This is a genomic window from Paraburkholderia sp. USG1, from assembly GCF_031570135.1.
GTDB classification, from domain to species: Bacteria; Pseudomonadota; Gammaproteobacteria; order Burkholderiales; family Burkholderiaceae; genus Paraburkholderia; species Paraburkholderia dioscoreae.
In genome coordinates this window covers 94,343-116,363 of sequence record NZ_JAMWXW010000002.1, presented here as the reverse complement: position 1 = coordinate 116,363, position 22,021 = coordinate 94,343, and the positions used below count along the sequence as shown (strand labels likewise).

General features: G+C 63.6%; 17 protein-coding genes and 1 pseudogene. 8 read left to right on the top strand and 10 right to left on the bottom strand.

Annotated elements, in window-relative coordinates; translation table 11 throughout:
* From NE850_RS03000 to rhaS, 4 genes are all read left to right on the top strand, one after another.
* Entirely contained in the window at positions 1 to 1,569 is a 1,569-nt protein-coding gene (locus tag NE850_RS03000; RefSeq protein ID WP_007177645.1) for a sugar ABC transporter ATP-binding protein, read from the top strand.
* Positions 1,566 to 2,624: an ABC transporter permease gene (locus NE850_RS02995; protein WP_310698428.1), complete on the top strand. Its 1,059-nt coding sequence runs from the start codon at positions 1,566 to 1,568 to the stop codon at positions 2,622 to 2,624. Before NE850_RS03000 ends, NE850_RS02995 begins: the two co-directional genes overlap by 4 nt.
* Complete coding sequence (locus NE850_RS02990) at positions 2,617 to 3,633, top strand: ABC transporter permease (protein WP_310698427.1); 1,017 nt, start codon at positions 2,617 to 2,619, stop codon at positions 3,631 to 3,633. The genes NE850_RS02995 and NE850_RS02990 overlap by 8 nt, the downstream gene beginning before the upstream one ends.
* Positions 3,634 to 3,735: 102 nt before the next feature.
* Positions 3,736 to 4,743 (top strand): rhamnose ABC transporter substrate-binding protein, encoded by a 1,008-nt coding sequence (gene rhaS, locus NE850_RS02985; protein ID WP_007177642.1) that lies wholly within the window; start codon positions 3,736 to 3,738, stop codon positions 4,741 to 4,743.
* A gap of 75 nt (positions 4,744 to 4,818) precedes the next feature.
* Here rhaS and NE850_RS02980 read toward each other — a convergent pair.
* The 5 genes and pseudogenes from NE850_RS02980 to NE850_RS02960 form a co-directional block, all read right to left on the bottom strand.
* Positions 4,819 to 5,034, bottom strand: a pseudogene (locus NE850_RS02980) (STY0301 family protein); the annotation flags it as partial.
* The gene (locus NE850_RS02975) at positions 5,003 to 6,079 is read right to left on the bottom strand and encodes a porin (protein WP_007177640.1); all 1,077 of its coding nucleotides are present in this window, start codon (positions 6,077 to 6,079) and stop codon (positions 5,003 to 5,005) included. The gene NE850_RS02975 and the pseudogene NE850_RS02980, both read right to left, overlap by 32 nt.
* Positions 6,080 to 6,133: 54 nt before the next feature.
* Positions 6,134 to 7,201 (bottom strand): ABC transporter ATP-binding protein, encoded by a 1,068-nt coding sequence (locus NE850_RS02970; protein WP_165188609.1) that lies wholly within the window; start codon positions 7,199 to 7,201, stop codon positions 6,134 to 6,136.
* Complete coding sequence (locus tag NE850_RS02965) at positions 7,194 to 8,963, bottom strand: iron ABC transporter permease (protein ID WP_007177638.1); 1,770 nt, start codon at positions 8,961 to 8,963, stop codon at positions 7,194 to 7,196. Before NE850_RS02965 ends, NE850_RS02970 begins: the two co-directional genes overlap by 8 nt.
* 103 nt (positions 8,964 to 9,066) lie before the next feature.
* Positions 9,067 to 10,155 carry an ABC transporter substrate-binding protein gene (locus tag NE850_RS02960; RefSeq protein ID WP_007177637.1) on the bottom strand — a complete coding sequence of 363 codons (1,089 nt, stop codon included), beginning with the start codon at positions 10,153 to 10,155 and terminating at the stop codon, positions 9,067 to 9,069.
* Between the two features lie 139 nt (positions 10,156 to 10,294).
* On the opposite strand from NE850_RS02960, the gene NE850_RS02955 reads away from it, so the two are divergent.
* Both NE850_RS02955 and NE850_RS02950 read left to right on the top strand, forming a co-directional pair.
* A complete protein-coding gene (locus tag NE850_RS02955; protein WP_007177636.1) occupies positions 10,295 to 10,966 on the top strand; it encodes a response regulator in 672 nt (223 codons plus the stop codon).
* On the top strand, positions 10,963 to 12,381 hold the full coding sequence (locus tag NE850_RS02950) for a sensor histidine kinase (protein ID WP_007177635.1): 1,419 nt from the start codon (positions 10,963 to 10,965) through the stop codon (positions 12,379 to 12,381). The genes NE850_RS02955 and NE850_RS02950 overlap by 4 nt, the downstream gene beginning before the upstream one ends.
* Before the next feature lie 18 nt (positions 12,382 to 12,399).
* On the opposite strand, the gene NE850_RS02945 is transcribed toward NE850_RS02950, so the two are convergent.
* The 3 genes from NE850_RS02945 to NE850_RS02935 form a co-directional block, all read right to left on the bottom strand.
* The gene (locus NE850_RS02945) at positions 12,400 to 13,557 is read right to left on the bottom strand and encodes a CmpA/NrtA family ABC transporter substrate-binding protein (RefSeq protein ID WP_310698426.1); all 1,158 of its coding nucleotides are present in this window, start codon (positions 13,555 to 13,557) and stop codon (positions 12,400 to 12,402) included.
* Positions 13,558 to 13,567: 10 nt separating this feature from the next.
* A complete protein-coding gene (locus tag NE850_RS02940) occupies positions 13,568 to 14,143 on the bottom strand; it encodes an ANTAR domain-containing response regulator (protein WP_007177633.1) in 576 nt (191 codons plus the stop codon).
* Positions 14,144 to 14,322: 179 nt separating this feature from the next.
* The gene (locus tag NE850_RS02935) at positions 14,323 to 15,564 is read right to left on the bottom strand and encodes a cyanate transporter (RefSeq protein WP_035516700.1); all 1,242 of its coding nucleotides are present in this window, start codon (positions 15,562 to 15,564) and stop codon (positions 14,323 to 14,325) included.
* Between the two features lie 391 nt (positions 15,565 to 15,955).
* On the opposite strand from NE850_RS02935, the gene NE850_RS02930 reads away from it, so the two are divergent.
* Complete coding sequence (locus NE850_RS02930; RefSeq protein WP_310698425.1) at positions 15,956 to 18,124, top strand: TonB-dependent siderophore receptor; 2,169 nt, start codon at positions 15,956 to 15,958, stop codon at positions 18,122 to 18,124.
* Positions 18,125 to 18,152: 28 nt separating this feature from the next.
* Positions 18,153 to 18,851: a PepSY-associated TM helix domain-containing protein gene (locus NE850_RS02925; protein ID WP_165188604.1), complete on the top strand. Its 699-nt coding sequence runs from the start codon at positions 18,153 to 18,155 to the stop codon at positions 18,849 to 18,851.
* A 208-nt stretch (positions 18,852 to 19,059) separates the two neighbouring features.
* On the opposite strand, the gene oxlT is transcribed toward NE850_RS02925, so the two are convergent.
* Positions 19,060 to 20,340 (bottom strand): oxalate/formate MFS antiporter, encoded by a 1,281-nt coding sequence (oxlT, locus tag NE850_RS02920; protein ID WP_165188602.1) that lies wholly within the window; start codon positions 20,338 to 20,340, stop codon positions 19,060 to 19,062.
* Positions 20,341 to 20,372: 32 nt separating this feature from the next.
* The gene (locus tag NE850_RS02915) at positions 20,373 to 22,001 is read right to left on the bottom strand and encodes a gamma-glutamyltransferase family protein (protein WP_310698424.1); all 1,629 of its coding nucleotides are present in this window, start codon (positions 21,999 to 22,001) and stop codon (positions 20,373 to 20,375) included.
* Positions 22,002 to 22,021 lie beyond the last annotated feature (20 nt).

The window sequence follows — 22,021 nt, the reverse complement described above, 5'->3', positions numbered from 1 at the left end:
GTGCAGCAACCCACATCCCCGGTGCCGAGACTCGAATTGCGGCACGCGAGTAAATCATTCGGCCGGGTTCGCGCGCTATCCGACGGCGATCTCGCGCTATGGCCGGGCGAAGTGCATGCACTGCTCGGCGAAAACGGCGCGGGCAAATCGACGCTCGTGAAAATTCTCGCGGGCGTACATCAGCCGGACACCGGCGAGTTGCTGGTGGACGGCGTGGCGCGCCGCTTCGCGACACCCGCCGAGGCACGCGACGCCGGCCTCGCGGTTATCTATCAGGAACCGACGCTGTTCTTCGATCTGTCGATCGCGGAGAACATCTTCATGGGACGGCAGCCGGTCGACCGCATCGGCCGCATTCAGTACGACGTGATGCGCAGCGAGGTGGACGGCCTGCTGGCGTCGCTCGGCGTCGATCTGCGCGCCGATCAGCTGGTGCGCGGTTTGTCGATTGCCGATCAGCAGGTGATCGAAATTGCCAAGGCGCTGTCGCTGAATGCCAACGTACTCATCATGGACGAGCCCACCGCTGCATTGTCGCTACCCGAAGTGGAACGGCTCTTTGCGATCGTGCGCAAGCTGCGCGAGCGCGACGTGGCGATCCTGTTCATCACGCACCGGCTCGACGAAGTATTCGCGCTGACACAGCGCGTCACGATCATGCGCGACGGCGCAAAAGTTTTCGACGGTCTCACTGCCGATCTCAACACCGAATCGATCGTTGCAAAAATGGTTGGGCGCGATCTGGAAACCTTCTATCCCAAGGCCGAGAGGCCGCCGGGCGAAGTGCGCCTGTCGGTGCGCGGCCTCACGCGCATCGGCGTGTTCAAGGACATTTCCTTCGACGTGCGCGCGGGCGAGATCGTGGCGCTGGCAGGACTGGTCGGCGCGGGGCGCAGCGAAGTCGCGCGGGCGATCTTCGGCATCGATCCGCTCGACTCGGGCGAGATCTGGATTGCCGGCGAGCGTCTGACGGCGGGCCGGCCCGCCGCCGCAGTGCGTGCCGGACTGGCGCTGGTGCCGGAGGATCGCCGGCAGCAAGGGCTCGCACTGGAGTTGAGCATCGCGCGCAATGCGTCGATGACGGTGCTCGGGCGGCTGGTCAAACATGGCCTCATCTCGACGCGCAGCGAGACGCAGCTCGCCAGACAATGGGGCACGCGCCTGCACCTCAAGGCGGGCGATCCGAATGCACCGGTCGGCACGTTGTCGGGCGGCAATCAGCAGAAGGTCGTACTCGGCAAATGGCTGGCAACCGGGCCGAAAGTGCTGATCATCGACGAACCCACGCGTGGTATCGACGTGGGCGCCAAAGCGGAGGTGTATAGCGCGCTCGCGGAACTGGTGCGCGACGGCATGGCCGTGCTGATGATATCGAGCGAATTGCCGGAAGTGCTCGGCATGGCCGACCGCGTGCTGGTGATGCACGAGGGGCGTATCAGCGCGGATATAGCGCGTGCCGACGCCGACGAGGAACGCATCATGGCCGCCGCACTCGGCCAATCCGTCGGCTATCCAGGCCAACCTGGCCAACCCGGCCAAACGGTTCCACCATTGGGGCACGCCGCATGATGCGCCATTCTTCCACCCATCCCGCGCCGGTTCATGCACCGGTCGCGAAGCGCGCGGCGAGCTCGCCAGGCGGATTTGCCGCGAGCATCGCGAAGAGCCGCGAGACGACGCTCTTTGTCGTGCTGATTCTGCTGATCGTGGGTACAGGGCTCGCGAAACCCCAGTTTTTGAATCTGCAGAATCTGCGCGACGTGCTGCTGAACGTGTCGATCATCAGTCTGCTGACAGCCGGCATGACCGTGGTGATCCTGATGCGGCATATCGATCTCTCGGTCGGATCCACGGTCGGCGTCAGCTCGTATGCGGTCGGCGGTCTGTATGTCGCGTTTCCGCAGATGCCGGTGATCGTCGCATTGGCGGCGGGGCTCGCCATCGGGCTCGTGGCGGGCAGCATCAACGCGCTGCTCGTCGCGGTGGGGCGCGTACCGTCGCTCGTGGCGACGTTGTCCACGCTGTACATTTTTCGCGGCGCCGACTATGCATGGGTGCACGGCGGGCAGATCAATGCCACAAGTCTGCCCGATGCATTTTCACGCCTTGCCACCGGCACGCTGCTCGGCATTCCGACACTCGCGGTGATCGCCATCGTCGTGCTGGTCGGTCTCGCCGTCTATCTGAAGCAGTTTCGCGGTGGCCGTGAACACTACGCGATCGGCTCGAATCCAGAGGCCGCACGACTGGCCGGCGTGAACGTCGAGCGTCGCGTGATGTCGGGTTTTCTGCTGTCCGGCGCAATTGCCGGTTTTGCGGGTGCGTTGTGGCTGGCGCGCTTCGGCACCGTGGATGCCAGCACGGCGAAGGGCATCGAGTTGCAGGTGGTGGCTGCCGCCGTGGTGGGCAGTGTCGCGATCACAGGCGGCGTCGGCACCATTCTCGGCGCTACGCTCGGCGCGCTCGTGCTCGGCGTGATCAGCATTGCGCTGGTGGTGCTGCACGTGTCGCCCTTCTGGGAGCAGGCGATCGAAGGCGCGTTGATCGTCGCCGCGATTACCGCCGATACCTTGCTGGCCCGCTCCGTCGCCAAACGCATGATGAGGAAACGCGATCATGGCTAAACCCGATTCCGCGCTGCTCACGCGCAAACGCGAAACGCCGCTGCAATGGGAAGTGTTGCTGGTGATCGTACTGATTCTCTCGCTCGCGCTCGGCAGGTTGTTGTCGCCCGTGTTTCTCACCGGCGCGAATCTGAGCAACGTGCTGGCGGATCTGACCGAGATCGCCTTGATGGCGCTGCCGATGACGCTGATCATCGTTGCCGCCGAAATCGATCTGTCGGTGGCCTCGGTGCTCGGCGCATCCAGCGCGTTGATGGGCGTGCTGTGGCATATGGGCCTGCCGATTCCGGTCGTGATCGTGCTCGTGCTGATTGCCGGCGCGCTGGCCGGCCTGCTGAACGGCCTCGTGATCGTGAAGCTCAATCTGCCTTCGCTCGCGGTGACGATCGGCACGCTGGCGCTGTTTCGCGGTCTCGCCTATGTGCTGCTCGGCGACCAGGCGGTGGCGGATTTTCCGGCGGCTTATACGGCGTTTGGCATGAACACGCTAGGCGGGAGTTTCATCCCGTTGCCGTTTGTCATCGTGATTGTCGGCGCGGTGACATTCACTGTGCTGCTGCAATCCACGGCGTTCGGCCGCAGTCTCTACGCGATCGGCGCGAATCCGACCGCAGCGGCATTCTCGGGCATCGAAGTGGCGAAAATCCGCTTGCGTCTGTTCGTGCTGTCCGGCGCCATGAGCGCGCTGGCGGGCGTGGTCTATACGCTGCGCTTCACCAGCGCGCGCGGCGACAACGGCGAAGGTTTCGAGTTGTCGGTGATCGCGGCGGTGCTGTTCGGCGGCGTGAGTATTTTCGGCGGACGCGGTTCGATGATCGGTGTGCTGCTGTCGCTGCTGATTATCGGCGTGCTGAAAAACGCGCTGACGCTCGACGACGTGTCCAGCGAAACGCTCACCATCGTCACCGGCGTGCTGCTGCTGGCGTCGGTGCTGATACCGAATCTGGTTGCCCGCTGGCGCGCGGCGCGCGACCGGCGTTTCATCGCGAAGTCCACTGTTTCCCTGTAACGTTCTGGCAATGCCTGCGTCTCTCGAAGAGAAAGTCCAATAACCGATAACCCCGGATAACCCGGACAACACCACGTCCAACAACAAGGCAGGAGACACTTCATGTTTAAACCTCTACGTCACACCGGCACCGCTGCGCTGTGCGTCGCGTTGATAGCGATCAGTTGCGCCGCGTCCGCCGCAGGCCTGAAAAGCGGTCTGAAAATCGCCTTCGTGCCGAAGCAGATCAACAACCCCTATGAAGTGATCGCCGACGACGGCGGCATGGCCGCGATCAAGGAATTCGGCGGCGTGGGCAAAGCGGTGGGGCCGTCGGATGCAGGGGCTTCGTCGCAGGTGCAGTACATCAACACGCTGATCACGCAGCGGCAGGACGCTATCGTGATCGCCGCCAACGACGCCAATGCAGTGGTGCCATATCTGAAGAAAGCGATGTCGCAGGGCATCAAGGTTGTGACCTTCGACTCCGACACTGCGCCCGAGGGCCGTCAACTGTTCGTTAACCAGGCGAACGCGGAAGGGATCGGCCGTGGCCAGGTTCAACTGGTCGCGAAGCTGATGGGCGGCGAGGGCGAGTTCGCCGTGCTATCGGCCACGCCCAACGCGACTAATCAGAATACGTGGATCAAGTGGATGCAGGAGGAATTGAAGAAGCCCGAGTACTCGAAGATCAAGCTCGTGAAAATCGCCTACGGTAACGACGACGATCAGAAGTCGTTCACCGAAACGCAAGGCCTGTTGCAGGCATATCCGAACCTGAAGGCGATTGTCGCGCCGACCACGGTCGGCATTGCCGCAGCCGCGCGTTATATCTCGACTTCGTCGAGCAAGGGCAAAGTGGCGGTGACCGGTCTGGGCACGCCGAACCAGATGCGCGCGTTCGTGAAGAACGGCACTGTCAAGGCGTTCCAGTTGTGGGATCCGGGTCAACTCGGCTACCTGGCTGCTTATGCCGCGGCGGCGCTGGCGTCGGGCACGATCAGTGGTAAGGAAGGCGAGTCGTTCGATGCGGGCAAACTCGGCAAGCGCACCGTCGGACCGCAAGGCGAAATCATTCTCGGACCGCCGACTACGTTCGACTCGAGCAATATCGACAACTTCAATTTCTGAGCGGCAATGCAACGCCGCGCGACGTTGCGCGGCTGAGGCGTTCGGCAGTGCACGAAACGCGAGGCGCGTAATGGTCTTGGCTGTACCCTTGTATTTGCAGACGAGATACGGGTCAATCTTATCGGTGTCCCAGCGATCCACACGGCCGGCGGATACGGATGCAAGACCCACCATCCGGTCAGGCGGTCCGTCGTACAAAGCAGCGTTGTTCAAGAAGCGAGTCCGCCTCGTCGCCGAGCGACTCGCCGCGCAAAAAGCTTCAGAACCGATGCTGGATACCCGCCGTGACACCCGCTTGCGTATCCGCCGCGCCGGTCAGATCGCGTGACAGACTGACCGCATTGTCATGTTTGGCCATCGCATAACCGCCCGCCATATACAGCACCGTGCGCTTGGACAGTGCGTATTGCGCGCGCAGTGAGAACAGCGTCGGATCGGCGTCGCTCGCATCCTTGATGTCCTGATGGTAGACGGCCGCGAACAACGAGAAGAACGGCGTCACATCGTATTGGCCGCCGAGCCAGTACATGTCGCTGCGCTGCGTCGGCGCGGTGGTGTGGAACGTGCGCCGGTAGTTCCGATAACCGGCCATTGCCTTCACGGCGCCGAAGTCGTAGCTCACGCCGGCGTGAATGCCCTGAATATAGTTGGTGGTATCGGCGGGCGTGACGCTGTCGTTCGCGCCGTTCTGCCGGTCGAAGGTCGCGACCGCGGCGAACGGCCCGTTCTCGTAGCCGAAACCGAAGTCGTACTTGGAACTCGACTTCATGCTGCCGGGCACATTGCCGAAGCCATACATTGCGCCGAACTTGAAGCCGGAGAAGGTGCCGTCATAACGTACCGCGTTGGACGAGCGCGAGAACAGCCCGTCCTTGCGGCCGCCCGTCGCCGTGGATGACGTGGCCCACGAGTAGTTCGGCGCGTAACCCATCGGGTCGAACTGCAACATGTAGTCGTACGTGGTCGTGAAATTGCGGCCGAGCGTGATTTGCCCGAAGCGGTTTTTCAGGCCAATGGTCGCACGGCGGTCGAAAATCGCGCCGGAGCTGTCGTCGAACTGGCCGTTGGCGATGTTGATGCCGCTTTCCAACTGGAACACCGCCTTCAGGCCGCCGCCGAGATCCTCCACGCCGCGCAAACCCCAGCGCGAGGTGTTCTTGCCGCCGGACACGAGGCGCGCGGCGCCGCCGTCCTTGCTTGCATGGTTCACGTATTCGACGCCCGCATCGACGATGCCGTACAAGGTCACGCTCGATTGCGCGTGCGCGCCCGCTGCAAAACCGGCGAGCCCGGCGCAAGTCACGCCGACGGTCGCCTTCTTCATGCTCAACTTCATCAACAGTCTCCTGTGGTTGGTCTTGTTACTTCGGTTGGGGATTGGGTGCGGTTCCTAGCTGGCCTGAGCGAAGGCCCAGCAGTCGTTGGCGGGGAATTCGATCCAGTGGCGGCCAGCCGCGCGCGGCACGTGGCCGAAGGCACGCAGGCGCAGTTCGCCGCAATGGAACAGGTATTCCCAGCGGTCGCCGAGATACATCGACGTGATGAGGTCGGCTTCGAGCCGGTTCGCGCCGGGACCGTCCGCGACCTGCACGCGCTCAAGCCGGATCACGGCTTGCGCGTGCTGTCCGGCGGTAAGCGCTTCGCGCGCTTGCGCCTGCAGTTGCCAGCCGTCACCGGCTAGCGTCACGCGTTCACCGTCGACCGCGGCAACGCGTGCGTCGATGCGGTTGTTGCTGCCCATGAATTCGGCGGTATAGAGCGAGCGCGGCGCGCCGTACAGCTCAGCGGGCGTGCCTTCCTGTTCGATGCGGCCGTTGCGCAGCAGCAGGATGCGGTCGGACATCGCCATCGCTTCGGTCTGGTCGTGCGTGACGCACAACGCGGAGAGGCCGAGTGACACGATCAGCTCGCGCAGCCAGGCGCGGGCTTCTTCGCGCAGCTTGGCGTCGAGATTCGAGAGCGGTTCGTCGAGCAGAATCACGGGCGGGTTATAGACCAGCGCCCGCGCAATCGCGACACGCTGTTGCTGGCCGCCGGAAAGCTGATACGGATAACGCGCGGCAAGGTGGCCGAGGCCGAGCTGATCGAGCGCGGCCTGTACCCTTTTTTTCAGCTCGGCGGGCGAGACGCGCCGCAGCTTCAATCCATAGCCGACGTTATCGGCCACCGTGCGATGCGGCCACAGCGCATACGACTGGAACACGAGCCCAAGCGAGCGCTGCTCGACCGGCAGATCGACCTGCGCGGCGCCGTCGAAAAACGTCTTGCCGTCCAGTTCGATGCGGCCCGACGACGGTTGTTCGAGACCGGCCACCGCGCGCAGCAGCGTGGTCTTGCCGCTGCCCGACGCGCCCAGCAGGCAGACTACTTCGCCGGGGTTCAGTTGGAACGACACGCCCTTGAGAATCGGGTTGTCGCCATAGCTGAGAAAGAGGTTGTCGACCGAAAGCTTATCCATGCAATTTCACTCCGAAGCGCAGCGCGACGCCGAGCCCGGCACCGACCATCGCGATGTTGATGACAGAAAGCGCCGCGACCTGATCGACCGCGCCGGTCGCCCACAGCGATACCAGCAGCGCGCCGATCACTTCCGTGCCGGGCGAAAGCAGATAGACGGCGGTCGAATACTCGCGCTCGAAAATCATGAAAATCAGCAGCCACGCCGCGAGCAAACCGAAGCGCACGAGCGGCAGCGTCACGTCGAGACTGACGCGCGAACGCGTGGCGCCGACGCTGCGTCCGGCTTCTTCGAGTTCGGGGCCGACCTGGAGCAGCGCGCTCTGAATCAGGCGCATGCCGTACGCGAGCCACACGACCGTGTAGGCGATCCAGATGCTCCACATGGAGTTCTTCAGTTCCTTCAGGCCGGGCACGAAGAGGAAGATCCACAGGAACGCGAGACCGGCGAGCAGCCCCGGCACCGCGCGCGGCAGCAACACGAGGTAATCGAGCAGACGCGTGGCCCAGTCGTTGCGGCGATGGCCGGCGAACGCCACCAGCGAATAGAAGCCCACCGCCAGCGCGCCGCCCAACACGCCGATACCGAGCGTGTTCAGAATCGCGCGCACCAGGTTGTCCTGCTCGAAGAGTTCGGTGAAGTTGGCGAGTGTGAGGACTTCGGCGAGATGCACGCCTTGCCCCCAGTTGGTGACGAACGCGCGCAGCGTGATGCCCGAAAGCGGCACGAATACCGTCAGCAGCAACCACAGCGCGACGATGCCGAGCGCGACCCAGCGCCACACGCCGAGCGGCAGCACGGTCTGACGTCCCGCCTTGCCCTTGACGGTGACGAAGCGGTTCGCGCTCTTCAGCAGCCCGCGTTGCAGCAGCACGAGCGGAAACGTAATCGCGACGATGCACATCGCGACCGCGGCCATCAGGTGATACGAGGGCACGCCGAGCTTGTTGGTGAGCTTGTAGAGATACGTGGCCAGTACCAGGTGTCCCTCGGGATCGCCGAGCACGAGCGGCAGGCCGAATACTTCGAAGCCGAGGAAGAACACCAGCACGCCGGCGAACAGCAACGCGGGCAGCGTCATCGGCAGGCTCACGTCGAGGGCGACGCGAAACGGCCGCGCGCCGGCCACACGCGCCGCTTCTTCGACGTCCGAGCCGAGATTGCGCAGCGCCGCCGACGAATACAGGTACACGTGCGGCACATGCGTGAGGCCGACGATCACCGTGATGGCGAACACCGAATAAACGGTCCACGGGGCTTCGGCGGTGCCGAACAGTTCCATCCACCAGACCGAGTAGAAACCCACCGGGCCGGCCGCGACTACATAGCCGAAGGCGAGTACCATCGGCGAAACGAACACGGGGGTGAGCAGCAGCGGTTCGAGCCAGCGGCGGCCGGGCAGATCGGTGCGCACCATCAGGAACGCGAGAATGCCGCCGAGCGGAATCGAGATGAACAGCATCCCCGCTGCGATGACGAACGAATTCTTTAGCGCGGACCAGAAGTCCGGGTCGCTGAAAATGAATTCGAAGCCGGCGAGGCCGAACGTGCGCTTCGCGTCGAAGAACGGCGCGTTCAGAACGCTCTGCAACAGGATGAAGCCGAGCGGCAGCGCGACCGCCACGGTCAGCACCGCGACGACGAGCCAGCGCAGCAGTCCCATGAACGGCTGCAGTCCGCCGCGCGGCAGCGCGCCGATCGAGCCGCCGTCTGCCGCGTGCGGCGATGCCGCGCGGCGTCCGGTTGCGCTAGTGGAAAGCATGAGTGTCCCCCTGCGGCATAAAAGCCGCATATCGACAGGTGTGGAAGGAAGGGCTGGCGGCCGCGTTTGTTAGTGCGGCCACCGGTGTGTCAAGCGCGAATGGCTAGCGCTTGATCGACTGTTGCCATTGCTTGAGGAATTCGAGGCGTTTGGACTGGTCCAGATAGACCAGCAGGCCTGCGCCGATCGGGATCGGTTTGAGCGAGTCGCCGAGCTGCTTCGTCAGACCTGCCATCGACGTTTCACCTTCCACGTCGCCGCGAATCGAGAACAGGCTCGCCTGATTGGCCAGCAAGGTCTGGCCGCGTTGCGAAAGCAGATAGTCGACCCACAGCCTGGCGGCGTTCGGGCTTTGTGCCTTCTTCGAAATCGTCACGAGCCGGCTTACCACCAATGTGTAGTCTTTTGGATAGACGTAGCCGATCGACGGATCTTTCTTCGCCTTGGTTAGCGCGTACGAGCCGAGAATGTTGTAGCCGATCAGGTTCTCGCCCGAGGAAATGCGCTCCATCATGGCGCCCGTACTCGATTGCAGCTTCGGTCCGGTGGCGCCCATCGCTTTCACCAGATCCCACGTGACCTGCGGGTTGACGCGCGCGTCCTGAGTCAGATAGTTGAAGCCGACGCCGGACTTTTCGATGTCGTAGGTCGTGACTTTGCCTTTGAACTGGTCGGGCTTGCCTTGCAGCAGTTTGATCAGATCGGCGCGCGTTTGCGGCACGTCGCCGGCCGGCACGAGGCGTTTGTTGTAGACGATCGCGAGCGGCTCATACGTGGTGCCGTAAGCCTGCTTCTGGTATTGCGCCCATTGCGGCAAGTGCCTCGCTTCCGGCGATTCGTAAGAGGCCATCAGGCCGTCGTTGACTAGCTTGACCTGCAGATCCATCGCCGAGCTCCACAGCACGTCGGCACTGGTGCTGCTCGCCGCGTTTTCGCTGATGTAGCGGTTGTACAGCTCGGTGCTGTTCATGTCGTTGTACTCGACCTTGACGCCGTACAGGCTTTCGAAGTCCTTGATGAGCGGGCGCACCAGCGCGGTGTCCGTGACCGAGTAGACAATCAGCTTGCCTTCCTTTCTAGCCCCGTCGACCGTGGCCTGGTAATCACCGGGATAACCGGCGGGAATGGCCGCCCATGCTGAATTTACGGCGAATGCGGCAGCTACTGCGAGTACCTTCAAAGCGTTTTGCACGTCTTCCTCCAGAAAACTTCGTGTTGGTTTTGTGTAGGCGAATGGTAAGAGGTCGACGCTTTCTGAATGCTTTCAATTTTCGAAGGAAATGCGTCACAATGGTCGAATTCGCCTCATGGATTTCCCTGGGATTCTGCTTATGCGCGTGCTGCTCGTCGAAGACAATCCAATCCTTTCCCGTTCGCTTACCGACGCGCTGACCAGCGCAAAACTCACGGTGGACTGCATGCACGACGGCGAGTCCGCCGACCACGTCTTACGCACTCAGGACTACGCACTGGTGATTCTCGATATCGGCTTGCCGAAGCTCGACGGCCTCGAAGTGCTGCGCCGTTTGCGCGCGCGCCGCAACGCCGTGCCGGTGCTGATGCTGACCGCGCACGGTTCGGTGGAGGAGCGCGTGCGCGGTCTCGATCTCGGCGCCGACGACTATCTCGCCAAGCCTTTCGCGCTCACCGAACTCGAAGCACGCGCGCGTGCGCTGTTACGCCGCAGTCACGGCCAGGAACCGCTCCATGCACAATGCGGCACGTTGCTTTACGACAGCGTGGATCGTGGCTTCACGCTCGACGGAGAAGCGCTCGCGCTGACGCCGCGCGAGCGTTCGGTGCTCGAAGTGCTGATTCTGCGTAACGGCCGCGCGATCAACAAAGACACGCTGTCGGAGAAAATCTTCGGGCTCGACGAATCGGTGAACGCGGACGCCATCGAAATCTATGTACACCGCTTGCGCAGGAAACTCGAACGCAGTTCGGTCGGCATCGTGACGCTGCGCGGGCTCGGCTATCTGCTGGAAGCAAAAAGCGCATGACGCAGCCGAACCTGCGCGTGCGGGTTGCGCTGTGGCTGCTAGTGCCGCTGCTTCTGCTGCTCGGGCTCGACGCGTGGCTCACGTATCAGCGCGCCATGAACGCGGCGCATGCGGCTTTTGACCGCACGCTCGAATTTTCGCTGCGCTCGATTCGCGACGGCATCCGCTTGCGCGACGGCGAGATCGAAGTCGATCTTCCCTATCTCGCGCTGGAGATGTTCGAATCGAACGGCGGCGGCAACATCTACTATCAGATTCGCGAGGAAGGCGGCCGTGTGGTGACCGGCTATCCTGACTTGCCGGACCCCGGAAAAATGCCGGGCGAGCCCTACAGCGTGCGTTTCTACGACGACGTGTTTCGCGGCCGTCCGCTGCGTATCGCCATGCTCAGGCTGCCCGTGCACGACGTGCCGAGCGCGCAGACGCGGGTGGTGCTGGTGAGGGTCGGCGAAACGATCGAGCAGCGTCAGGCGTTGGCGCGCGAGATTCTCACCGGCTCGCTGCAACAGGAAGGCCTGCTGGTGGTGCTCGCGCTCGGCATCGTGTGGCTGGGCGTGGCGCGCGGCTTGCGGCCGTTGAACCGTCTGTCGGCGAAAGTGGCGGCGCGCGCCGAGGACGATCCGACGCCGCTCGACACGGTCGGGCTGCCGAGCGAAGTGACGCCGCTGGTCGATTCGATCAATCAGTACATCGGCCGCACGCAACTGATGCAGTCATCGCGCAGGCGCTTTTTCAACGACGCCGCGCATCAGTTGAAAACACCGCTGGCGGTGATTCAGGCGGAGTCCGAACTGGCGCTGCGCGATATCGACGGTGTGGAGGAGAATTCGGGCGGGCATCGTCGGCAAGGGGTGCATTTGCGGCGGTTGAATCGCGCGGTGCAACACGCGGTGCATATTGTTCAGCAGTTGCTGTCGCTCTCGCGGCTCGATGCGCACAGTGGCTACACCGTCAAACATGCGGCACTGTCGTTGCATAAGGTGACGCGCAGCGTGACGCTCGACTGGTCGCCGGTGGCGCGCGCACGCGGCATCGATCTCGGCTTCGAACAGGACGCGCGTATCGACGTGATGGGGCAGGGCGATCTGCTCGCGGAGCTGGTCGGCAATCTGATCGACAACGCGATCCGTTATTCCGGCGACGGTGCGGTGATTACCGTGCGAGTTGCGCGCGAAGGGGCGCAGGCATTGCTGCAGGTGATCGACAATGGACCGGGCATTGCCGCGGGCGAACGCGAGGCGGTGTTCGAACGCTTCTATCGCAGCGAGGCGACGCAGGCGGTCGAGGGCAGTGGGCTGGGTTTGTCGATCGTGAGGGAAATCGCGCGCGTGCACGGTGCACTGGTTGCGCTCACCGATGCACACGGCGGCGGCTTAGTCGTCAGCGTGCTGTTTCCGCCGTTGAATACGGCGTGACCCGCGCGCGGCCGGGATCTAGCGGCGAATCGGAAAGCGCCGTGCATAACCGGTGGGCGACGTGCCGCTGCCCCATGTTTCGCCGTCGATCAATACCTGTGAAGCGCTTTCTTCCGGCACGGCCACGTTCATAGCGGCGGCTGCCTCGCGATACAACTGCGTCTGGTTGATCCGCGCGGCGATGTCCGCATAATCCGCGCGCGCGTCGATCATGCCCCAGCGCTCGAACTGCGTGAGAAACCATGCGCCTTCGAACGCCCGCGGATAATTCACCGCGCCGTTGTCGAAGAACCGCACGGGCAGGCCGCCCGGCGCGGAAGCCGCGATCGCGTTGCCGAGGCGCGCAGCAATCAACGTTGCATCGATGCCCACATAGTCTGGCCGCGCAAGCCAGCGCGCGATTTCCTCGCGATGTCCCGCGCCGTCGAGCCAGCGGCACGCTTCGAGCATGGTTTGCACCAGCGCGCGCGCGGCATTCGGATTCGCGCTGACAAAATCGCGCCGGCACGCCAGCACTTTCTCGGGATGATCGGGCCACACGTCGCTCGTATAAGCGATCGTTCTGCCCACGCCCTGCGCTTCGGCCTGCGTATTCCAGGGCTCGCCGACGCACAGGCCGTCGAGTTTGTCTTCGGCGAGCGCCGCGACCATTTGCGGCGGAGGGATCACCACGCTCTCGATATCGCGCAACGGATCCACACCTTGCGACGCCAGCCAGTAGTACAGCCACATGGCGTGCGTGCCGGTCGGGAAGGTCTGCGCGAAGACCGGCTTGCGGCCGAGCGTCGCGAGCGCCTTGGGCAGTGTGCCGTGCTTGGGGAGCGCATCGGCGAGACGGTTCGACAGCGTGATGGCCTGGCCGTTGCGGTTGAGTACCATCAGCACGGCCATATCCGTTTGTGGTCCGCCGAGACCCAACTGCACGCCGTAGACGAGTCCATAAAGGGCGTGCGCCGCGTCCAGATCGCCCGACAGCAGTTTGTCACGCACGGCGGCCCATGACGGCTGACGGCACAACTCCAGCGTCAGGCCGTGCGCGTGGCCGAATTCGAGCAGCTTGGCCGCGACGAGCGGCGCGGCATCCGAGAGCGCCACGAAACCGAGCCGCAAATGGGTCTTCTCGAGCTTTTCCAATGCGGACGACGCGGCGAGTGCGGTGGTGGTAGGAGAGTTCATGGACGGCGCTTCATTTGAGCGAGTCGGCCGACGCGAGAATGGCGCGCGCGACTTCGGCGAGTTTGACGCCCTGGTTCATCGCGCGTTTGCGCAGGTTGGCGTAGGCGGCGTGTTCGGTGATCTTTTGCTGATCCATCAGCAGACGTTTGGCGCGATCGATCAGCTTGCGCTCGGCGAGTTCGTTTTCGACTTGCGCGAGGCGTTCGCGCAATTGCGATTCCTGCGCAAAACGCGCGAGCGCGACTTCGAGAATCGGCGCGAGACGCTCGGTCGCCAGACCCTCGACGAGATAGGCCGTGACGCCCGCGCCGACGGCGTCGCGGATCAACTGCTGGTTGGCGTCGTGGCTGAACATTAGCACCGGGCGCGGCGCGGTGGCGTTCATCACGGCAAGCTGTTCGAGCGTATCGCGCGACGGCGATTCCGTATCGATGATGATGACATCGGGCCGTTCGCTCTGTACCACGCGATGTAATGCTTGCGGCGTGGCGGTGCCCGCCAGCATCTCGTAGCCGAGTCGGGCAAGGGCGTCGCGGAGATCGCCGATGGGCTTATCGGTGTCGGTTACGAGGAGAACACGCAGCATGGAGTGGGGCTTTATCGACGGCTGTGAGGAATAAAGCAACGGCTATGCCAGTCGATCCGTGCCGGCTTGAAACTAACGCAATCACGGACTTGCCGTTTGCGTGGGCCGCCGCCACTGCACCTGCGAGGGGCATGCGAGGTTCATGCACCGAAGCGGCGCATGACGGGCCGCTCAATCCTTCAGCGCCATTGGCCGCAACTGCGAGGCGAGAACAGAAAACTCAGCGCCATCATGGCTACGACGCAGCCGGCCAGCATGGTCCACGCGGCGTCGAAGCCGCCGCTCCAGCCGCGCACGAGGCCGGTGACGACCGGCGCGACGGCCGCTACGATGAAGCCCACGCCTTGGGTGAAGGCGACGAGTTCGCCGGCCACGCGGTGATCGGTTGAATGATCCAGGGCGGTGACGAGTGTCAGCGAGAAAGTCCCGCCCAGTCCTGCGCCTGCTACGGCGACCCACAGCAAGGGCGCGGCATCGGGCCAGGCAATCAAGCCAAGCAGTCCGAACAATTGCGCCGAGAGGCCGAGCATCAGCCACGGCCGGCGATCCCGGAACGACGCTGCGGCGAGCGGCAGCAGCAAGGCTGCCGTGGCCTGAAACACCGTCATGCCGGCCAGCAGCGAACCGCTCGCCGCCACGCTCGCGCCGCGCTGCTGGTAGAACGCCGGCAACCACGCGACAAGACTCGTATAGCCGCCGTTGACGATGCCGAAGTAAAGCCCGAGCGTCCACGCGCGGCGCGTGCGCCATAGGGAAAGAGTGGAGGCATGCGCCGGTGCAGGCTTTGCCGCGGCGCCGGTCCCGCAAGAGCGCCGCTGCAATGCCAACCAGCAGACCAGTGCGGCACAAGCCGGAATCGTCCATACCGCGAGCCCCGCTTGCCATGACTGCATCGCGTGGCTTACCCACGGGCTCAAACTGGCGCCCAGCCCGCCACCACCCATGATGGACGCGGAGAATACACCCATTGCGAGTGGCACGCGTGCATGGAAACGCTGCTTCATCACGGCGGGCAGCAATGCCTGGATCGCGGCGACGCCCGCGCCTGCCAGCAATGCCGTAGCCCATAGCGCCGCACCGCTCGATGCCGTCCACCGTGCCGCGCAGGCGAGCGCGATAGCCAGCAGGCCGAGCGCGACGCCGCGTGTCTCGCCGATTGTCCGCGCCAACGCGCCCGCACCGAATGCGCCGATGCCCATCGCGACGACCGGCAGACTGGTCAGCAACGACACGCCGTAGAAACTGAGGCCGGTTGCGTCGCGGATCGTCGTCATCAACGGGCTAATCGAGGTCAGCAGCGGGCGCAGGTTGATGCCGATCGCGATGATAGCGCCCAGCCACACGACGTCTTGCCACTTTAGCGCCACAGCGGCGTGGCGAGCGGAAGTGCGGGTCGGACTGGCGGTGGAGTGTGAATTCACAATGATCCTGGTCGCGAGAGGAAGGGGCGGTGAGTTGTAGGCGAACGCTGCTATGGGACGGGAGCGTGGCGACGGCATGGAAGGCGCGCGGTGTTTTGTATGGTCAACCATAATAACAAAAAATGGTTAACCATATCGGTAATGCCCGGTATAGCTCAGTGCCTGCAGAGAAAGACGTTCGTTCCTCCGGCAGACAGTTCAGCGAAAATCAACAAGAAAGCAAAATGTAATTTTAAAAAAGCCCTGCAAATGTGTCAGATTGACGAAAATTTGAATAAATGCAAACGGTAACGATTCGTATTACCATGCGCACTTTAAAAAACAACAGGCCGACACCCGGTGCCTCACCTTGATGGGTGAGAGGAGCGGTGTCCGCCTGATCGGGGGGTATATGTTTCGCCGCAGGAACGCGAGCAAGGTCGCTTTGCTCGACACAAGAAGTTTGCTGGTTAGCGCGCTGCTGGCCGCAGGGATCATCGGTGGCTCGCCACCTTTTGCCGAGACCGCGGAAACGGGCGATACCGCCACCGACGCCTCCGCGGCATCCGATCCGCAGCAGCTCGCCCCGGTCCGCGTGACAGGCACGAAGGCGCAGGGCTTTGCTCCCACGACCGTGGAGACCGGCCCTTATCGCGGACTCGACGCACTCGATGTGCCGGCAACGGTGAACGTCGTCACGCGAGGCGTGATGGATGCGCAGGGCGACACCGGGCTTTACGACGCGCTGCGCAACGTTGCCGGTGTGACGCGTCAGCAGTTGAGCGGCCTCGCGTACGACAACATCTCGATCCGCGGCATTCCGCTCGATAACCGCTCGAGCTTCTACTTCAACGGCGTGCTTCCGATCGACAACAACATCTGGATGCCGATGGAGGACAAGGAGCGCGTCGAAGTATTGAAGGGTGCATCCGCGCTGTACTACGGCTTCACGGTTCCCGCCGGCATCGTCAACATGGTGACCAAACGGGCGGGCCCCGACCCCGTGACCAGCATTTCGCTTCTCGGCGATTCGCATGGATCGTATGGCGCTCACGCCGACATTGCGCGACGCTTCGGCCCGGACGACCAGTTCGGCATTCGCGTGAACGCAATGGACGAACACGTCGAGACGCCCATCGACGGTGACCACGGCTATCGCAAGTTCATCAGCGCGGCGTTCGACTGGCGCGTGAACAGCAAGCTCAAGTTCCAGTACGACTTCGAACATATCGAAACGAGCATCGTCGAGCAGGCGGGTATCGTTCCGCTGGCGCCGAAAAACGGCGTCATTTCGCTTCCGGCCCTGCCTGATCCGACAAAGCTCCTCGTCAGCGGCAGTCAGCCCACACTCGCGAGTGCCAATACGCAGCTGCTCCGCGCCGACTACGCGTTCTCCGATCACTGGAGCGCGACGTTTTCTCTCGGCCAGTCGATCACACGTCGCGACCGTTGGGCATGGGTCTTCCAGAAGTACAACGTCGCCACGGGGGCCGGCACTTTGCAGGCGAGCCAGCAGAATGGCCAGATGTACGAGAACAAGAATGTTCGGCTGGACGTCAACGGCGACTTCAAAACAGGATCGATCGGCCACACCCTGACAGTCGGCGTCACGCAGAACTGGCTGTTCCAGCCGGACTTCACGACGAATTTCTTCACGGCAAGCCAGAACCTCTACGATCCCGTTCCCGTAACGAAGCTCACGCCGAGCGGGACACCCAAGCAGTTTTTCGCGCAACATATCCGCAATAGCGGAGTGTACGCATTCGATCAGATCGACCTCACGTCGCGACTCCAGGTGGTGGCCGGCGTGCGTCGCTCGGAATACATCACGTCGCAGGCCGGTACGCCGAACTCGGACATCAGCCGGACTTCCCCTTCGGGCAGTGTGAGCTTCCGCCTGACGCCGAATACGAGCGTCTACGCGAGCTATGTCGAGGCGCTGGAATCGGCCGGCAGTGCGCCCGCCACGGCGAACAACGCCAACCAGATACTGCCGGCGGTCGTCAGCCGGCAGGAAGAGGTGGGCGTGCGCACGCGTCTTCCTGGCAATACGCTCGTATCTCTCGCGTTGTTCAATCTTCGGCAGCCCTCGGCGGAGGTCAACAGCGACAACGTCTATGTGATGGACGGTAACGCCCGCTATCGCGGTGTCGAGTTTTCTGTCCAGGGCGATGTGACACGGGACGTTTCATTGACTGCGTCCGCAGTGTATCTCGACGCCAAACAGGTCGATTCGTCCGACCCTACGCTGCTCGGCAAGACGCCAGAGAACACGCCGCACGTGACCGCCAGTCTCTTTGCCGAATACCGCGTTCCCGTGCTGGCCGGGCTGTCGGTCAACGCCGGTGTGTATTACATCGGTCCGCGACCGGTCAACAGTGCGGATCAGGCGAGCATTGGCGGCTACACGCTGTTGACGGCAGGCGCGCGCTATTCCACGCGCGTCTACGGCAAGCGTATCTCATTCCAGGCCAATCTCGAGAACGCCACGAACAAGCGGTACTGGAGCGCGGCCGGATCCAACCAGCTCGGTGTGGGACTCGGACGCACACTCGAATTGACGTCCACGCTCGATTTCTAGACTCCACCCATACAACGGCAACCCGACCATGAATAATCAGTTAACCGAAACAAACGAGGCACGCGCCTCAGCTACTGAGCCGCGCTCGCAACGCGGCAAGTCAGCGGGCCGTCGCGGTATCTTTCTCAAATGGTTGCGGCGGATTCACGGTTGGATAGGGCTGTGGGGTGCCGTTCTGGGCTTGCTCTTCGGCGTGACGGGTTTTCTGCAGAATCATCGCGCGACCATGAAGATTCGCGTTGGCGACGCGCCTGTCGTGTCGAAGATACACTTGCAGGTGCCCGATCCGGCTCCCCAGTCTCCTCGTGAGATGGCGAACTGGCTGCGCTCGGAACTCAAACTGGACCGTCCCGCGGAACGGGCGAATCGCGAACCCGCGCACGCCGTAACCTGGGGAGACCGGTCCGTGATGCAACCCGAGCGTTGGCAGATCCGGTTCATCGCGCCGAGCTACCTGCTCAGCGCCGAATACTGGAAGGGCGGCAACACAATCGACGTGGAACGCCGCGATCAAGGCATCATCAACACGCTGGAAGGTCTGCACCGGGCGGAAGGCGCGCGAGCAGGCTGGATACTGCTGGCGGATTCGATGGCGGGAAGCCTCGTGCTGCTTTCGCTCACGGGCGTGGTGCTCTGGACCGGGCTCAATCGTCGACGGACAAGCGGCGCGGCAATCTTTCTTATTGCGTTGGGTGCGGGCATCGTGCTCGCCTTGCAATCGCTTTGAGCAGGATAGGCGACCGCACTGGGTCGGGCGGGCGGCTTGTCGTGGAATGCTCTGCGCCGCCTTCTCCGTCGGTTTTCGACACGCTCGATCACGCGGGAGATGTCGCCGCTCGCGATCGGTCCGTATTACCAGCGTCATTTGCCGAAGACGCCGGTGCCTTAGCCGTATATGTCGACCGGCCGATCGACGTGCCGCTTCTCGACCATCGTTATCGAATCGCAGCCAGAAACCGCGCGCGCAGGGGCTTGAGCACGAGCAGCGCGAGTACGGCGGTAAGGATGTCGCACGCGATCGCTGCGCCGAACACCGGCGTCCAGCTGCCCGCGCGTTGATGCATGAGCGCGGCGAGCGGCCCGCCGAAGATCGACCCGATTCCTTGCGAGATATACAGCCAGCCGTAGTTCTCGGTGGCGTGGCGGGTGCCGAAAGTGTCGGTCAGTGTCGACGGAAACAGCGAGAAAATCTCGCCCCAGCCGAAGAACACGACGCCCGAGAGCAGCACGAACAGCACGGCGTTGTCGCGCGTGAGCAGCCATAGCGCCATCGCCACGCCTTCGAGCGCGAACGCGATGCACATCGTATTCTCGCGGCCGAACCGGTCCGACACCCAGCCGAACAGCGGACGCGTGACGCCGTTCGTGAAGCGGTCGATGGTCAGTGCGAGGGGCAGCGCCGCCATGCCGAACACGAGTATTTTCGTCACCCCGAAGTCGGCGGCGAAAGTCGCCATCTGCGAGGTCACCATGAGACCCGAGGTGGACATCATCGTCATCATCGCGAACATCAGCCAGAAGATCGGCGTCTTCAGAATCTGCGACGGGCGCAGGTTCGGCACGTGCGCGCGGCTCGATTCGCTCGACGCGGGCGCAACATTGCCCGGCGTGCGCAATCCTTGCGACGCGATGAAACCAACCACCGCAAAGGCGATGCCGAATATCCACAATGTGCCGTCGATGCCGCGCGTTGCGAGAGAAATCGAAATGGGGAACGTGGTCACGATCGCGCCCATGCCGTAGCCCGCCGCCACCGCGCCTGCCGCGAAGCCGCGCCGGTCGGGGAACCAGCGCACCATCAGACCGACCACGCCGACATAGACGATGCCCGTTCCCAGTCCGCCGACGAGGCCGTAGGTGAGATAGAGCATCGACGCGCTCGTCGCCATCGACGCAAGCACCCAGCTCAGGCCCGACATCACCGTTCCGAGCGAGATCAGCAGACGCGGACCGAAGCGGTCGATCAGCTTGCCCTGAAACGGCGAGAAGAACGTCTGCAGGATGATGAGCAGCGAGAACGTTATCTGCAATTCCGGCAGCGCAACGCCGAGCTTCGCCGCTAGCGGCCTGGTCAGGAGTGTCCACACGTATTGCGGGCTGGAGATCGCCATCATGCAGACGAGGCCGAGCACGAGCTGCAGCCAGCGGTTGTGCGCCGCGACGCTCGGGGCGCCTACGGTGGTCTCGTCGTGCAGCGTCTGTGTGCGTGTGTTCATGATCGGTCTCTCGAGTTTGAAAGGGGAACGCGTCACCAGCCCGCCGCTCCGCCGTCGCTGCGCGGGTCGCATCCGGCTTCGAGCAGGCCGTCGGCATGGCGGACGATCGCGCCGGCGTGACCCATCGCTTCGTCGTAGGCAGCGAGCACTTCGACGTCGTGGCCGAGCGCGCGCAATGCATCGATGGTCTGCGCGGAAAAGCGCGCTTCGAGCTTCAGCGAATCGGTCGACTGGCCCCAGGTGCGGCCGAGCAGCCAGCGCGGCGCGTCGATCGCGGCCTGCGGATTCCAGCCGAAGCGCGCGATGCGCGAGAACACCGCGCTCTGCGATTGCGGCTGACCGTCGCCGCCCATGTTTCCGTAGACCATCGTGCGGCCGTCGGCGAACTGGGCGAGCGCCGGGTTGAGCGTGTGGAACGGACGACGGCCCGGCATCAGCGGATTCGTCGCGGACGGATTCAGCGCGAAGCTGCATCCACGGTTCTGCCAGTTGACGCCCGATTCGCGCAGCACGATCCCGCTGCCGAACTCGTGATAGATGCTCTGAATGAAGCTGACCGCGACGCCATCCTTATCGATGACGCCCATCCACACGGTGTCGCCGGGGCCGCGTCCGTTGCCCCACGGCGCGGCTTGCGTCATCGAGATGCGTTGCGCCATTGCGTCGAGCGCCGCAGGTTCGAGCGTCGCTTGAGGATCGATGAGCATGTAGTCGGGATCGGTCACGTGCTCGTCGCGGATTCTGAACGCGAGCTTGGTCGACTCGACGCACGCATGCACGAACGCGGCGCCGAGCGGGTCCATGTCGCCGGTAAGCACACGGTCGAGTACGCCGAGAATCAGCAGCGATACCAGGCCCTGCGTCGGCGGCGGCATGTTGTAGACGGTGCCGAGCGAATGTTCGAGCGCGAGCGGCATGCGTTGGCGTGCACGATGACGTTCCAGGTCATCGAGCGTGAGCAGTGTTTCGAGCGACGCGAGATCGCTTGCGATACTGCGTGCGAGATCACCGCGATAGAAGTCGTCGAAGCCCGCGTCGGCGAGGCGTTGCAGCGTCGCGGCGAGGCGCGCGTTGACGAAGCGTTCGCCGGTTTGCGGCGAACGCTCGCCGGGAATGAATGTTTCCGCGAAACCCGGCACGTGCTCCAGCTCGCCGCGTTTTGCAGCGATGCATGCGGACTGGCTGCGCGTCACCGGAATGCCGTGCTTCGCGTAGTGAATGGCGTCTTCGAGTAGACGCGATACGGGTATGCGTCCACCGAGCGCGTCGTTGGAAAAGCGTCGCGCGAATTCCCAACCGGAGACGGTTCCCGCGACCGTGTTCGCCGCGAGCGGTCCGCGCGGCGGAATCGCGTCGTAGCCACGCGCGCGATAGGCGTCGATGCTCGCGCGCTGAGCCGCCGCGCCGCATGCCTCGATGCCGACCGGTGCATGGCCGGGCCGCGAGATCAGCCAGAAGCCGTCGCCGCCGATGCTGTTCATGTGCGGATAAACCGCCGCGATGGTCGCGGCGGCGGCGATCATCGCCTCGACTGCGTTGCCGCCTTCGCGCAGCACGGCGAGCGCGCTTTGCGACGCGAGCGAATGAGGCGCCACGGCCATGCCGCGCGTCCCGCGTGAAGGGTTCAGCGGGTTGGCTACGGCGGAGAATTCAGATGGCATCGAACGGGTTCCAGGAATAC

Excerpts from the sequence above, each read along its gene's own strand:
- NE850_RS02990 (WP_310698427.1), top strand. The coding sequence starts at position 2,617 with ATGGCTAAACCCGATTCCGCGCTGCTCACGCGCAAACGCGAAACGCCG.
- NE850_RS02950 (WP_007177635.1), top strand. The coding sequence starts at position 10,963 with ATGACGCAGCCGAACCTGCGCGTGCGGGTTGCGCTGTGGCTGCTAGTG.
- NE850_RS02955 (WP_007177636.1), top strand. The coding sequence starts at position 10,295 with ATGCGCGTGCTGCTCGTCGAAGACAATCCAATCCTTTCCCGTTCGCTT.
- NE850_RS02970 (WP_165188609.1), bottom strand. The coding sequence starts at position 7,201 with ATGGATAAGCTTTCGGTCGACAACCTCTTTCTCAGCTATGGCGACAAC.
- NE850_RS02995 (WP_310698428.1), top strand. The coding sequence starts at position 1,566 with ATGATGCGCCATTCTTCCACCCATCCCGCGCCGGTTCATGCACCGGTC.
- NE850_RS02940 (WP_007177633.1), bottom strand. The coding sequence starts at position 14,143 with ATGCTGCGTGTTCTCCTCGTAACCGACACCGATAAGCCCATCGGCGAT.
- NE850_RS02915 (WP_310698424.1), bottom strand. The coding sequence starts at position 22,001 with ATGCCATCTGAATTCTCCGCCGTAGCCAACCCGCTGAACCCTTCACGC.
- NE850_RS02965 (WP_007177638.1), bottom strand. The coding sequence starts at position 8,963 with ATGCTTTCCACTAGCGCAACCGGACGCCGCGCGGCATCGCCGCACGCG.
- rhaS (WP_007177642.1), top strand. The coding sequence starts at position 3,736 with ATGTTTAAACCTCTACGTCACACCGGCACCGCTGCGCTGTGCGTCGCG.
- NE850_RS02925 (WP_165188604.1), top strand. The coding sequence starts at position 18,153 with ATGAATAATCAGTTAACCGAAACAAACGAGGCACGCGCCTCAGCTACT.
- NE850_RS02930 (WP_310698425.1), top strand. The coding sequence starts at position 15,956 with ATGTTTCGCCGCAGGAACGCGAGCAAGGTCGCTTTGCTCGACACAAGA.
- oxlT (WP_165188602.1), bottom strand. The coding sequence starts at position 20,340 with ATGAACACACGCACACAGACGCTGCACGACGAGACCACCGTAGGCGCC.
- NE850_RS02975 (WP_007177640.1), bottom strand. The coding sequence starts at position 6,079 with ATGAAGTTGAGCATGAAGAAGGCGACCGTCGGCGTGACTTGCGCCGGG.
- NE850_RS02945 (WP_310698426.1), bottom strand. The coding sequence starts at position 13,557 with ATGAACTCTCCTACCACCACCGCACTCGCCGCGTCGTCCGCATTGGAA.